This is a genomic window from Candidatus Endomicrobiellum trichonymphae (genome assembly GCF_002355835.1).
Taxonomy (GTDB): domain Bacteria; phylum Elusimicrobiota; class Endomicrobiia; order Endomicrobiales; family Endomicrobiaceae; genus Endomicrobiellum; species Endomicrobiellum trichonymphae.
In genome coordinates this window covers 693138-707459 of the sequence record NZ_AP017459.1, presented here as the reverse complement: position 1 = coordinate 707459, position 14322 = coordinate 693138, and the positions used below count along the sequence as shown (strand labels likewise).

15 protein-coding genes are annotated in these 14322 nt (G+C 32.7%); all 15 read left to right on the top strand.

Going from position 1 to position 14322, the window contains the following annotated elements; translation table 11 throughout:
* The first annotated feature begins 11 nt into the window (after nt 1-11).
* The 15 genes from pstB (at nt 12) to uppS (ending at nt 14304) form a co-directional block, all read left to right on the top strand.
* Nucleotides 12-767, top strand: coding sequence for a phosphate ABC transporter ATP-binding protein PstB (gene pstB / locus RSTT_RS03530; protein ID WP_096525694.1), 756 nt, complete (start codon nt 12-14; stop codon nt 765-767).
* A gap of 124 nt (nt 768-891) precedes the next feature.
* Nucleotides 892-1569 carry a phosphate signaling complex protein PhoU gene (gene phoU, locus RSTT_RS03525; RefSeq protein ID WP_015423406.1) on the top strand — a complete coding sequence of 226 codons (678 nt, stop codon included), beginning with the start codon at nt 892-894 and terminating at the stop codon, nt 1567-1569.
* 704 nt (nt 1570-2273) lie between these two features.
* On the top strand, nt 2274-2684 hold the full coding sequence (locus RSTT_RS03520; RefSeq protein WP_015423407.1) for a peptide chain release factor family protein: 411 nt from the start codon (nt 2274-2276) through the stop codon (nt 2682-2684).
* The gene (gene radC, locus RSTT_RS03515) at nt 2642-3373 is read left to right on the top strand and encodes a RadC family protein (RefSeq protein WP_096525693.1); all 732 of its coding nucleotides are present in this window, start codon (nt 2642-2644) and stop codon (nt 3371-3373) included. Before RSTT_RS03520 ends, radC begins: the two co-directional genes overlap by 43 nt.
* A gap of 126 nt (nt 3374-3499) precedes the next feature.
* Nucleotides 3500-3730 carry a hypothetical protein gene (locus RSTT_RS03510; RefSeq protein ID WP_096525692.1) on the top strand — a complete coding sequence of 77 codons (231 nt, stop codon included), beginning with the start codon at nt 3500-3502 and terminating at the stop codon, nt 3728-3730.
* An 84-nt stretch (nt 3731-3814) separates the two neighbouring features.
* Nucleotides 3815-4870, top strand: a complete 1056-nt coding sequence (locus RSTT_RS03505; RefSeq protein ID WP_172412852.1) for an HNH endonuclease signature motif containing protein — start codon at nt 3815-3817, stop codon at nt 4868-4870.
* A complete protein-coding gene (locus tag RSTT_RS03500; protein WP_096525690.1) occupies nt 4867-5790 on the top strand; it encodes a Dam family site-specific DNA-(adenine-N6)-methyltransferase in 924 nt (307 codons plus the stop codon). The genes RSTT_RS03505 and RSTT_RS03500 overlap by 4 nt, the downstream gene beginning before the upstream one ends.
* Nucleotides 5783-6787: a DNA adenine methylase gene (locus RSTT_RS03495; RefSeq protein ID WP_269457753.1), complete on the top strand. Its 1005-nt coding sequence runs from the start codon at nt 5783-5785 to the stop codon at nt 6785-6787. The genes RSTT_RS03500 and RSTT_RS03495 overlap by 8 nt, the downstream gene beginning before the upstream one ends.
* 2280 nt (nt 6788-9067) lie before the next feature.
* Complete coding sequence (murA, locus tag RSTT_RS03485; protein ID WP_096525687.1) at nt 9068-10324, top strand: UDP-N-acetylglucosamine 1-carboxyvinyltransferase; 1257 nt, start codon at nt 9068-9070, stop codon at nt 10322-10324.
* A gap of 473 nt (nt 10325-10797) precedes the next feature.
* Entirely contained in the window at nt 10798-11532 is a 735-nt protein-coding gene (gene rpsB / locus RSTT_RS03480; protein ID WP_096525686.1) for a 30S ribosomal protein S2, read from the top strand.
* 26 nt (nt 11533-11558) lie between these two features.
* Nucleotides 11559-12158: a translation elongation factor Ts gene (tsf, locus tag RSTT_RS03475; RefSeq protein ID WP_096526017.1), complete on the top strand. Its 600-nt coding sequence runs from the start codon at nt 11559-11561 to the stop codon at nt 12156-12158.
* Nucleotides 12159-12160: 2 nt separating this feature from the next.
* A complete protein-coding gene (gene pyrH, locus RSTT_RS03470) occupies nt 12161-12862 on the top strand; it encodes a UMP kinase (protein ID WP_015423413.1) in 702 nt (233 codons plus the stop codon).
* Nucleotides 12863-13423 carry a ribosome recycling factor gene (gene frr, locus RSTT_RS03465; protein ID WP_096525685.1) on the top strand — a complete coding sequence of 187 codons (561 nt, stop codon included), beginning with the start codon at nt 12863-12865 and terminating at the stop codon, nt 13421-13423.
* Nucleotides 13424-13445: 22 nt separating this feature from the next.
* Nucleotides 13446-13619, top strand: a complete 174-nt coding sequence (gene fdxA / locus RSTT_RS03460) for a 4Fe-4S ferredoxin (RefSeq protein WP_015423415.1) — start codon at nt 13446-13448, stop codon at nt 13617-13619.
* Between the two features lie 10 nt (nt 13620-13629).
* Nucleotides 13630-14304 (top strand): undecaprenyl pyrophosphate synthase, encoded by a 675-nt coding sequence (gene uppS / locus RSTT_RS03455; RefSeq protein WP_015423416.1) that lies wholly within the window; start codon nt 13630-13632, stop codon nt 14302-14304.
* The last annotated feature ends 18 nt before the right edge of the window (nt 14305-14322 follow it).

Sequence of the window (14322 nt, the reverse complement as noted above, 5' to 3'; positions counted from 1 at the left end):
TTGGGGAGCGTATGTCAAAAATAGAAATAAAAAAATTTAATTTATATTATGCAGATTTTCATGCGCTCAAAAATATTACTATTAATATTGAAGAAAAAAGAATTACCGCGATGATAGGTCCGTCAGGCTGTGGCAAGTCTACTCTTTTAAGATCGATAAACAGAATAAATGACACGATAGAAAACGTTTATACAAATGGCGAAATCAACATATCCGGCGAAAATATTTACGGCGAGAAAATTGATGTGGATGCTTTGAGAAGAAATGTCGGAATGGTTTTCCAAAGACCCAATCCTTTTCCGATTTCAATTTATGAAAATGTTGCTTTTGGTTTAAAAGTTAACAGAATAACTTCAAATAAGAGTATTATTGACGAAACTGTGGAAAGAAGTTTAAAAGCCGTTTTGTTGTGGAACGATATTAAAGATAAACTGCGCAAATCAGCATTAATTTTGACTTTGGAACAACAGCAAAGACTTTGCATTGCAAGACTTATTGCTATAGCTCCTCATGTTATTCTTCTTGACGAGCCTTGTTCTTCTCTTGATCCGGTTGCAACACAGAAAATTGAAGAATTGATAATTCAATTAAAGGACAGATATACCATTGTAGTAGTAACGCACAACATGCAGCAAGCGGCGAGAATTTCACATAATACTGCCTTTATGCTTCTTGGCGAAATTATAGAATTTGATAAGACTGAAAAAATATTTACAAATCCGTCAAAAAAAGAAACGGGAGATTATATAAGCGGCAGGTTTGGTTAAGGACTATAGTACAATAAGCGACAGAAAGATATTTTGCTGTCATTGAAGTAGCAAAGGCGATGAAGTAAATATATGCCATTTTCAATCTTAACTTTAACTCTGTTTTTTAAGGGGAGGGTAAAATATGCGGCGTTTTGATGTTGAAATGAGTGATTTACAAAATCATCTTCTTAATATGGCTGTACTTGTTCAAAAAATGATAAAAACTGCGATGCAGGAGCTTGTCGAAAGAGATCCTAAGCAGGCTGATACTGTATTTTGTCTTGAAAAAGAAGTTAATATTCAGGAAATAGTTATTGACGATAAATGTTTAAAACTTATAGCTTTAAATCAGCCTGTCAGCATTGATTTAAGATTTATAACTTCCGCAATGCGTATTAATAGTGATTTAGAAAGAATGGGCGACGAAGCCGTAAATATAAGTGAGATGGCGTTGGATTTAATAAAGTATCCCAAAATTAAATCTCTTGTTTACATTCCTAAAATGGTGGAAGCTGTGCAAAATATGGTAATGGACTGTATAAAAGCTTTTAATACGAGCGATTCCGAACTTGCAGTGTCGGTGCTTGCAAAAGACGATGAAGTTGACGATTTAAAAAACAGAGTTCTCACTAATCTTAAAAATTTAATACTTAAATCTTCAGATATTGATACTATTCAAAGAACCGTAGATTTGATTTTTGTAACAAAAAGCATAGAGAGACTTGGCGATCATGCTACAAATATCAGCGAAGATGTTATTTTTATGGTGCACGGAAAGGATGTGCGTCATCCATATTCGTCGCACGGTGTTCCGGGGTAGTTGACAGTCGTTTTGCATTCTCATGTCCAGACGACAAAACCATATCCTCATGATCCTTTTAAGAGGAAGAATTGAGAGAATTAATATTTTTTGTGCTAGCTTAAATTTAAGTTGACTGTAGGAATAAGATGGCAAGAAAAGTATTATAAGTCTTTTTTCTCCTGCGGCAGTTGTATAAGATTATGACAGAATAATAAATTCTTTTTCTGAAATTAAGAATAGATTTGGATTTATATTGAATGAAGTATTAGAGAACATGTTTGCTAAATAATATATAGTTGTTAAAAAAATTCAAAATGTTATGAGCAGCATTTAAATTGGAATATAAGTGTAAAAATTACAGTTTTTGATTTAGGGAATGTCATTTTCAAGTTTGAGTTGTTAAAATTTATTAAAGCTATCTGAAAAAGACCTGCAATTATAAAGTAAACGATTTTAATGAGTTGATTTTTACCTATTCTGATATTTTGTATTCCTACGAAAAAAGAAATATTTCATCTTTAAATTTTTACAATGCGCTGGTAAAAAAACCGACTATTATGGGGGTTATGATGATTTTTCAGCTGTATGGAATAATATTTTTGGACCTGTGCTTGAAATAATAGGAATTATTACTTCTCTTGTAAAAAATTATCAGCTTGCATTGCATTGTTTACAAGCCAGTCAGAACTTATTAGAGATATGAGAAATCAAAAGGTACGGATATGACAGATTTTGGAGTAAGTCCAAAAAAACAAGAGGAACTTGATAAAAAGTTTGAAAAGTGCAAAGTTCAGGAATCAGATATTGAAGAAAAGTTTATCCGTTCTTCGGGAAAAGGCGGGCAGAATGTCAACAAAGTTTCGACAACTGTTTATCTGAAGCATTATCCAACGGGAATAGAAGTAAAGTGTCGCAGAGAGAGAATTCAAGGATTAAACAGATTTTTTGCAAGACGGTTGCTTGCAGAAAAAATTGAAGAAAAAGTTTTAGGAAGAATATCCGAGAAACGGCAGAAAATAGAAAGAATTCGCAGACAAAAAAGAAAGCGTTCTAAACGTGCTAAAGAAAAGATGCTTGAAGGGAGGAAAATGTGCCTTGCAAAAAAAGAGATGCAGGGAAAAATAATTTATTGATGAATATAAAAAAGCCAGAGCCTCATTATTTAGGACACAGATGCCGTCTGAGAAAAAAATTTATTTCCGGAGGATTCAGTAATCTTGCGGATTATGAAATATTGGAATTAACATTGACATACGTTTTGCCCAGAAAAGACGTGAAAGCTTTGGCAAAAGAAATGATAAATAAATTCGGCAGCCTAAAACAAGTTTTTGACGCTGATACAGATCAGTTGAAAGGAATTAAAGGCATTTCAGACTATTCTGCAGAGTTTCTGTTATTTTTGAAAAAGTTTGTTTCTCTGTATTTGTCTTTAGATATAAAAGAAAAAGACAGATTATCGTCACCCAAAAATGTGAAAGATTATTTGATTTCAACTTTAAGCGGTGAGAATATAGAGAAATTTTATGCAATATTGTTAAATTCAGGAAATAGAGTTACTGATTGTTTAGAAATTGAAAGCGGTACTGTAAATAAATCTTTGCTTATACCAAGAAAAATTGCGGAAATTGCGTTAAAATGCAGAGCTGCTTCTGTTGTGATAGCGCATAATCATCCCGGTGGTACTTTGAAACCGTCGCAAAATGACATAAATGCAACTGTTGCTGTGAAAAAGGCTTTGGAATCTATAGAAATTTCGCTTTTAGATCACATAATAATTTCAAATAATAATTATTTCAGCTTCAAAGAATACAGTTTGATATAAAAATGATGTAATTGAGTGATAAAATTAAGTTCTATATCCTAAAATTACCAATATTGGGTAATGGACAGTTGAATAAAATATTACTTGCAATTATACGTAATACATATGTGGCAATAGTATGGGCAGATGACAGAGGAAATTGTGCAAAAGATAAAAGAATTTATAGAAAAAATAAACACAGAAAGTTTTGTTTCCAACACTCATACCAAGCAAACAAGGATTTTCGGGTATATTACAACAAATATAAGAAGTCCCCAAACAATCTCAAAATATATAAATGAACTTGTTCCTGAATATCTCAAAAAGAAAAAAAATCCATTGGCTTGGAAAAATTGGTGTTATAATATAAGGCAATAGAGAAAACATAAACAGAAATTTAAAAGGTTAGAGTTAGCTTCTCTATTATTTAGGAATGTTGAAAATAATCCTAATTTGAACTTGTTGGCAGAAAAACTTTATGGTATCATTCAAAAGAATGGTATTCAATATGTGACGGCTTTTCTATATTTATATCTTTTATTGGGGAGATATTTTGGCATTGATAAACAGTCATTAATTGATATTGATAAAATTACCAATAATTTCAATGGCGATTTAGTAGCAACTGCGCAAGATTTAATTTTAAATAATAATAATAATAATAGGCTTTTTGTATCTTCCATCTTATATAATCCAACTTGCGATATAGGGTATGAGTTTGCCTATAAAATATTATCTAATGAAGTAAAAGATAACGATTTAGAATATTTATACAAATATATTAATGGAAAAGATAGTCCATTAAGAATAAAGATACTAAATGCCGGTGGAAAAAAGAATTTTGTATCTGATGTTTTTACAGTAGTAAATTATTACATTTTTAAAAAGACTTGTTTAAAGAATACAGGTATTGATAATTTAAAGGAAAAAAGAGAAAAAATTATCAATACTTATGTTGATTTACTATTTACAAAAGGGCTTAATAAGTTTCTGGGAATTGGCGATAATGATAAAGATTTAACAAAACAAATTTTTAAGAGATTATCAAAGTATATATTAGAAGTCATTTTTTACGCTTCTGGAGTAAAAGAAGAAGATAAGAATGTTCTTTTTAATAAAAATACTAGTCGTAAGTTTTCATTAGATCAAAAGCAAGAGGTTATTAATAAATATGAAAAAAGATGTTTTTTTGATTATGGGGACTACTCAGAGTGGCATAAGAAAGGATATTTTTTAACTAAGAAGCGTTTAGTTTATCTTGAAATTCATCATCTAATAAAGTTAGAGCATTCTCATTTGTTTAACAATGATATAGATATAAAAGAAAACATGATACCCTTATGTCCAAATTGTCATCGTAAATTACATAACGCACAGAATAATATTGTTAAAGATTTGCTGATTAAAATGTATAGTGGAATAGATAAAAAAGCGTGGATTAAAAAAGGTATTTTTGTTGATATTAATACTCTTGGGAGTTTTTACGGATTAGAGGAAGATTTGGAAGAAAATAAATGATAAAATCTCCATTAAACTACACAGGGAATAAATCAAGGCTTTTAGATCAACTATTCCCTCATTTCCCACAAAAAATAAACAAATTTGTAGATATGTGTTGTGGCGGAGCAAGTGTTGGGCTAAATGTAAATGCTAAATATATTATTTGTTTTGACAATAATAAAAAAGTTATAGAACTATTAAAAACTCTTCGCTTCTTATCTGAGAAATTAATTATTGATAAGATGGAGGGATTTATCAACACATTCAAATTATCAGATACTTTCAATAATGGCTATGATATGTACAGAAAATATATTCAGGGAAATAATGGCTTAAAACAGTTTAATGCTGAAGGATATGCAAAGTTACGTAGTTTTTATAATGATGATTCTTTTAATACGCATAGAGACAGTGCAGTGTGTTTATTTACCCTGTTAGTTTTTTGTTTTAATAATGACTTGCGTTTTAATTCTGCAGGGAAGTTCAATATGCCTGTTGGTAAAACAGACTTTAATGAAAGTATTCGCAAAAAATTAACTTCTTTTAAATATGGACTAAAGAATAAAAACATTAAGTTTGTTCAATCAGATTTTAGAGTTATTAAAGAGCTTGATTTACGCAAAGATGATTTTGTTTATATAGATCCGCCATATTTAATTACAAATGCTGTTTATAATTGGAGCGGTTCAAAGTGGGATGAGGTTAAAGAGACAGAATTACTTTCAGTTTTGTTGTATTTGAACGAAAAAGGAATAAGATTCGCTCTATCAAATGTATTAAGAAAAGGCGCTAATGTAAATAAAATCTTATTATCATGGATTAAAAAGAATAAATTCGATATTAATTACATAAGTTATCATTATCGTTCTTCAAGTTATAATAAAAAGGATAGGGCAACGCCAGAAGAAGAGGTTTTAATAACAAATTATAGTGTATAAAATACAAAATCGTAGGTATATTGGTAGTAAATCAAAGCTCATTAGTTTTATTGTGAAAGTGTTAGATCTGGAGAATATCAAATTTAACACTTTTTCTGATTTATTTGCCGGGACAGGAGTAGTTTCTGAATATTTTTTATCACAAAATAAAAAAGTCTATATAAATGATAGTTTGTATTCAAATTATATTTTTTATAATGCGTGGCTTTCTAGTGGCAAATACAATCAAGCCAAAATATATAAATTATTGAATTATTATAACAATTCAAAAGATTATATAAAAGATAATTATTTTTCAGATACATTTTCTGGAACATACTTTTCATACTCTAATGCGAAATTTATAGGTTCTGTAAGAGAACATTTAGAAACTATAAAAAATGAAGTAACGGAACGAGAATATTACATACTTCTCAGTTCTTTACTGTACTCAGCTGACAAAATTGCAAATACTGTTAGACACTATGAAGCATTCTTATCTTCTACTCCAAAGGATAAAAAAATAGAACTTCTCCCTCTTAAAATTAAACAATATAAATATTCGCCAATAATTACTTGCAAAAATGCTAATAGTATTGCTGATAGCATAATTGCAGATTTAACATATATAGACCCTCCGTATAATGCAAGGCAGTATATAAATTTTTATCATATATTAGAGAATATAGCAGAGTGGAAAAAGATGTCAATTTCAGGTAAAACTCTAAAAATGCCAAGAAATAACAAAAAAAGTGATTATTCAAAATCAAAGGCATTAAATTCTTTAACAGATTTATTGTCTAAACTTAAAACCAAATATATTGTACTATCATATAATAATACTTATCATGCTAATAGTGAAGCATCTAATAATAAAATTAAATTTGAGCAACTTCAAGATATTTTATCCAAATTGGGTAAATTGAAAATTTATGATTATGACCATAAATTTTTTAATTCAGGTAAAACATTTTTTAACGGGCATAAAGAATTTGTTTTTATATGCAAAGTTCCGTGATTGATAATATTAAAGTTGTATTTAGTAGAAAAAAAGTAATTTAATACATTGATGGATAAATATGACATATGGAGTGAATTCAACAGACGATATACCTTGTGATGATTAAAGATGTTTAGAAGAATATGAAGCATACATTTATATTAGTGAGAGCGTTTCTGATAGCAGAAAGTGTCGGGAAGTTCGTTGCGGATTAGAAATCTAAAGTGAAAAACGGTTTATGGTTTCCTTGAAGTGTGGACAAGGGTTTTGAGGATGGAGAAAAAAGAATGTTTGATCCTTGCTTTTGTGTTTTTAAATAAGAATGAAAATAATAAAGAATTGCGCAGTCGTTGTCGGACGCTATCTTTAGGAGTACAAGTGGTGGGTAGTCGGGACAGTTGGAGTTTCTACTCTGGGTTGGAAACTTGTTCCAGCTGTTTATAGAAATTAATCAACAAAAAAATTCGTTGACCCGCCACAGAATATCAGAACAGTCGCTAGAATGGTTAAAATGATAGTACGAACAATGAAAATAAAGGAAAGCTCTTTGAGGGGAAGAAAGATGAAAAGCCCCTGTGCTACCCCCGGGACAAGAAAGTTCGTAATTCTTTTGGGGAAAAAATAACTGCCGCAGTCAAGTTATCAAGGTGATGGGTTTCCATGGAAATCTGCTAGTAGCAGTGATGATGAAAATACAACCAAAAATAGAGTTCTATGAGCATAGTAAGATGCAAAACTAGGAAACGGAAGTTATCAATTTAAACAGAGGGAATAGAAAAAATAAGTATAACTTAGAGAGAAGTAAAAAGAGGCTATTATATTTATAGTGCAAAAAGCTACTATAAAAATAATGTTTGTGGTTTGAATTAACAGCTTCGATCCAACCCTATAACTTTTTAAGGGGATAAGGCTGAGATAATGGTAATAGTTGATAAATGGTGTGTTTTTCCTGATCAGAAACAGCAGAATTAAAATATAGAAAATAAAGATTTAGGAATAATGATGAAAAAAATAACTAGTATTTGCGTTTTGATGTCGTTAGTGTTGTTAAGCTTTAGCGGTTTGAAGCCTAAAGTGTTTGAGTGGAGCAAGAAGGTGAGGCGGGTAAAGCAAGCGTAGGGAAAATGGAAAAGGTGTGGAGCGTTGATTTTGTATCCCAATTGTTGGGACGATAGCGATTATCCCCTGCTGTTTGGTATTTTGGTTTTTATAAGCAGAAAGTTAAGGAAAAATGAGAACTTGGGAAAGGAAAATAAGAGATTTGAAGACGTAAGAGTGGACATCTCCAGCAGCAGAAAGAGGAAAGAGAGGTAATATAAACAGTCTGGGAATGATACTAAACAACCTAAAAGCGATGAGCCGCAAGGTAAAAAACCACATGCTATGTAGAATAATTTAGTGAACTTGAGCGTTATATTTCCTAAAATAAATAAGGGAAATGAATTTAAAATGAGAAGTTGTAAAATTCTCTGATAAATGAGGTAAAAAAATAAGTATAAAATAAATAGAAGTAAAAAGAAATTGTGGGCAGAGCTGTAAACTCTATCCGCAAATGTAATAGGGCATAAAATAAATAATAAGAATAAGAACATTTTACTCTGTTGATTTTTTATTACACTAGAAAAACAGAGAGGGAACTATCAACAGTTCTTGCATATAATGTTTTTACATAAATATTTATTTATATTGCTTAATTTTTTATAACCAGCGTTAAAAAGGTGGTGAATAATGCATTTATTTTGAGTAAAAGTGAGATAAATCCGATTGAAAACTCTAGCGGGCTGAAAGCCTGCGGTAACGGGAAATCAAAATGGACTTGCAAAAACGCCTATAAAGTTTTTAGTTTAAGCCTGTTGTATAAAAATTATAACTGCTACGATAAAACAGGTAGTTATCAAGGCAGTTTAGAGCTTATTCCGCTGTTTTCCTAAACAACTTGAAAAACCAGCAGTAAACAAGCCTAGAATCGTTCCGCAAACAGTAAACGTCGGCAAATCATTCAGATGCGAATTGGAAAGGAAAAAATGAAGCTGTATATTGAAATACTATCTGCTTGCGAAAGGGTTTAAGATTGTCAAAATGCCCGCACAGTAATCATAAAAATGTAGATGAACAGACATTAGTACAGATTGAAAGAAATTAATCTTATGTAGCAGGAAAAACTTATGAAATATAGAACGCTGCAGTGATGTTAAACGATGATAACTTTCCAGCCGCAATAATCAAATATCCGCGGAGCGGTATGAGGTTTGTTGAATGGAATGAAAATGAAGTGGCAATGCTTTTTAAGGATTAAAAATGGATAAAATAGTAATACGCGGAGGCAAGAAGTTAAAAGGTGAAATCGTTGTATCAGGGTCAAAAAATTCCGCCTTGCCTATATTGTTTGCGACTCTTCTTACAGACGATCCCGTAATGATAACAAATGTTCCGTCTCTTACCGACATAGATACGGCGATTGCGTTTTTGAATTTTATAGGTAAAAAAACTGTTAAAGAAGGAAATACCGTAAAAGCTTACTCTTCGTACAAATATAAACATATAGCGCCGTATGATTTAGTAAGAAAAATGCGCGCAAGCATTTTAATAATGGGACCTCTGCTTGTAAGACTTAAAAGAATTGAAGTATCGCTGCCCGGCGGATGTGCTATAGGTGCAAGACCTGTGGATATACATTTAGCTGCATTTAAGAAATTGGGCGCTAAAATCTCAGTAAAAGGCGGTTATGTAAAAACTTCTGCAAAAAACGGACTTAAAGGCGCAACGATAAGCTTTAGGTTTCCAAGCGTCGGTGCGACTGAAAATATATTGCTTACCGCAGTTCTAGCAAAAGGCAAAACTATAATCAAAAACGCCGCCCGCGAACCAGAAATAGAAGATTTGGCAAACGTTTTAACTAAAATGGGTGCAAAAGTGATGGGAGCGGGAACAAAAAATATTGAAATAGAAGGTGTAGATAAACTTCACGGTTTTATGCACGAAGTAATTCCTGACAGAATAGAAGCTGCTACATATTTAATCGCCGCAGCAATAACTAAAGGAGGAGTTATTCTCAAAAAAGTTATTCCGCAGCACTTAAAGTCAGTAAATGATAAATTAAAAAAGTGCGGATTGTGCATTAAAGAAACAAAAAATACAATTTCTGCAGAATGGGTAAAAAATTTAAAACCGCAAAATGTAAAAACAGAAGCGTATCCGGGATTTCCTACCGATGTTCAGGCTCAATGGATGTCTCTGATGTGTCTCTTAAATGGGGAGTCCTGTATAGAAGAGAATGTTTTTGAAAATAGATTTTTGCATGTCTCTGAACTTCAGAGATTTGGGGCTGATATAACAGTAAATGGTAAAACAGTAAATATAAAAGGCGTTAAAGAGTTTTCGGGCGCGCCTGTAATGGTGTCGGATTTGAGAGCCGGAGCTGCTCTTGTTTTAGCCGGACTTGCCGCAAAAGGCAAAACTGTCGTTTCAAGGATTTATCATTTGAATAGAGGATACGATATGCTTGAAAAGAAGTTAAAAAAACTCGGTGCCGATATACGAATAATTCATAACTGATAACGTAAAAAGATGTTTATGGCAAAGGCAGTAATCTAAGAATTTTATCAGTTTACTGACGCATATAAACCATTTGATTTCCCTGAAAGTTAAAATGCTTTCTGCTTTTTTTAAACAGTTATAAAGATTCAAAAAAATTCACAAACACTGAGTTAAAAAATCCCAAAAATCTGTTATATTTATATAAAGTATTTCTATCTCAGAAAAAAGGATGTAATATTTTTGGACAAATATTTAATCGGGTTGACTGAATAAATGGTGCCTTGAAAAACAAGGCTTTTTTTTGATAGAATAAGAAAGTATCTATAGATAGGTGTGTCGTAAATAAGCACACAGTCGAATTTGCCAGGGTCCCCAAAATTAAATTTTGGGGTTTAGGAGATTGAAGATTGTGGAAGCCGTGAGATGGAAATATAAACCGTCTGAAACGGAGACTGCGTTATAACGCAGTAAAAAAACCAAAGGAGAAAATTGTGGCAAATATTACGATGAAGGCTTTGCTTGAAGCCGGCGTCCATTTCGGACATCAAACCAGAAGATGGAATCCCAAAATGGCAAAGTTTATTTTTGGAATGAGAAATAAAATTCACATCATTGATCTTCAGAAAACCCTCAAAGAATTAAAAAAAAATTACAAAGTTGTGAGAAATTTTACTTCTACAGGAAAAGACATAATATTTGTGGGAACAAAGAAACAAGCGCGGCTTCCCATAAAGGAAGAAGCTCTGCGATGTGGAGCATATTTTGTTTCTGAAAGATGGCTCGGCGGGACGCTTACAAATTTTGAAACCTTGAAGAAATCAATTACAAGATACAAAGAAATAGAAGATATGAAAGAGACCGGAGTTTTTAAACTTCTTTCAAAAAAGGAGCAATCGCGGATTGAAAAAGAGAGAATAAAACTTGAGAAATCTCTGGAAGGCCTTAAAAATATGTCAAGTCTTCCAGGACTTATGTTTGTTGTAGATTCTCATGAAGAAACAACAGCTATTTTAGAAGCGAGAAAACTTGAAATTCCGATTGTTGCAGTCTGTGATACAAACTGCAATCCGGATTTGGTTGACTATCCTATTCCTGGAAATGATGATGCAATAAGAGCTGTAAAGCTTTTCTGCACTGTTATTGCAGACGCCGTTTTGGAAGGCAAAAGTATAATCGGAAAGCAAGAAGACAACAAGGTGAAAGAAGCGGCTATTGAAGTAAAATAAGAAAACATGTGGAAAGGAGAAACAAAATAATGTCAACCGAGCTTATAACAAGGTTAAGGGAAATGACCGGCGCGGGAATAATGGATTGTAGAAATGCGTTAAAAGAATCAGATAACGATATAGATAAAGCCTGCCAGTGGCTTAGAGAAAAAGGTATAGCGTCAGCCGTTAAAAGAGCGGGAAAATCTGCAAAACAGGGACTTGTCCAGTCATACATACACGGCAACGGTACGCTCGGTGTTTTACTTGAAGTAAATTGTGAAACTGATTTCGTCGTAAAAACTAGAGATTTTCAAAGTTTGGTTAAGGAAGTTGCTATGCAGATTGCCGCCGCTTCCCCTAATTATGTTTCACGCGAGCAAGTGCCGGCAGGCATCATAGAAGCTGAAAAAGAAATTTATAAAGCTCAGCTTAAGGAAGAAGGCAAGCCAGAAAAAGTTCATGATAAAATCATTGAAGGCAAAATTGAAAAATTTTACAGTCAAGTGTGTTTGTACGACCAAATTTATATAAAGGATGCCTCAGGTAAAGAAACAATAAAAGATTTGGTTGTAAATGCTATTGCAAAAACCGGCGAGAATATAGTAATAAAAAGATTTGCAAGATTTAAACTCGGAGAAGAATAATAATGGCTGCAAAGAGAGTGCTTTTAAAACTTTCTGGAGAATCTCTTTCTGATGGTTCATCTTCAATAAGCGCAAACAGCCTTTTAAGAACAGTAAATGAAATTAAATCTGCTGTCACCTGTAGCAGAGTGCAGCTTGCAGTTGTTATCGGGGCGGGAAATATTTGGAGAGGTGCATGTAAATTTATAGAAAGGGTAACTGCAGACAAGATGGGAATGCTTGTAACGGTTATGAATTCTCTTGCTTTAAGCGATGCTTTGGCAAAAGCGGGTATGAAATCAAATTTATTTTCAGCAAACGGCGTAAGCGGTTTTGCTGAAAACTTTAACAGAGAAAAAGTTATAAGATGTATTGAGCAGGGAAATACTACAGTTATTTTTGCAGGCGGTACGGGCAATCCTTTTTTTACGACGGATACAACTGCTGCTTTAAGAGCCGCAGAAATAAAAGCCGATATGTTGTTGAAAGCTACGCAAGTTGACGGCGTTTACAGTGCAGATCCGAAAAAGAACAAGGATGCCGTGAAATTTAATTCCTTAACCTTTAAAGAAGCTTTGGATAAACATTTAAAAATAATGGATTACGAAGCTTTTTCATTGTGTATGCAGACAAATATATCAATTACCGTGTTTGATTTTTATAAGGACGGCAATTTAAAGAAAGTTTTAAATGGCGAGAAAGTAGGTACAATAGTGGAGGCGTAAATGCATACGCAGAGTTTTTTTTCGGCGGCAGAAGAGGTTATGAAAAGAACTATAGATAGATTAAAATGCGAATTGTCTTCGATAAGAACCGGTAGAGTAAACAGTGCGGTAATAGAGACAATAAAAGTTGAAAGTTACGGTTCTATTATGCCTATAAATCAAATTGCAAGCATCAGTGTTTCCGACGCAAGAACAATAGAAATAAGACCTTGGGACGTTTCGCAGCTAAACGCAATAGAAAAAGCGATACTTAAAGCTGACATAGGAATGTCTCCGGCAAATGACGGAAAACTTATACGTGTTTCTGTGCCTCATCTTACGCAGGAGAGAAGAAAAGAGATAGCAAAATCTATAGGTAAAATGGCGGAAGAATTCAGAGTTGCCATAAGAAACGAAAGAAGAGTTCTGGTTGAAAATATAAAGAAGCTTGAGAAAGATAAAGTTATAACTGAAGATGACAAAAAGAAACTTGAAGTCGAAGCTCAAAAAGTTACTGACGGTTATATAAAAAAAATAGATGACAGTATAGTGGTTAAAGAAAAAGAAGTTATGCAGGTATAAATAAATATTGGGAGATATGGAGATGGCATATCAAATTAATGAAAATGCTTGTGTAGGGTGTGGAGCATGTGCGGGAAGTTGTCCCGTTTCAGCTATTGAACAGAAAGAAGACAAATATACAATTAATTCTGATAAGTGTAAAGGATGTGGAGTATGTGAATCAACTTGCCCAGTAAGCGCAATTTCTCAAAAATGAAGGAAATTTTTTGATACCCGGACATGTAGCTATTATAATGGATGGGAATGGCAGATGGGCGGAGAAAAGATCTTTGCCTAGAACTTTTGGTCATAAGCAGGGGGGCAAAACCGTAAAAAAGATTGTTAAGGCCGCAAGTAATCTTGGAATCAGGATTTTGACCTTATATGCTTTTTCTACCGAAAATTGGAAAAGGCCGCAATCTGAAATAAAAGAATTGTTTTCTTTGATAATGCAGTTTATAAAGGAAGAATTAATAGAGTTAAACAACTGCATTAAATTGAGAATACTTGGAGATTTGTCAAAATTTCCTGAAAATATAAGAACTGAAATTGAAAATGCCAGTAAGATTACATCTCAAAATACGGGGCTTGAGTTAAATATAGCTTTAAATTATGGAGCAAGACAGGAACTTATACATGCTTTTGAAGAAATGTCAAAACAGAATATAAAAAAACCTACAGAAGAAATTATCTCGTCTTTTTTGTACACAGCCGGACAGCCTGATCCAGATTTACTTATCCGCACTTCGGGAGAATTCAGAATATCAAATTTTCTTCTCTGGCAAATCGCGTATTCTGAAATTTACATAACAGATAAATTATGGCCTGATTTTACACAGCAGGATTTAGAAACTGCGGTTTCAGAATTTCAAAAAAGAGAGAGACATTTCGGCGGTTTATAAACTGTGGAGTTAACTGTT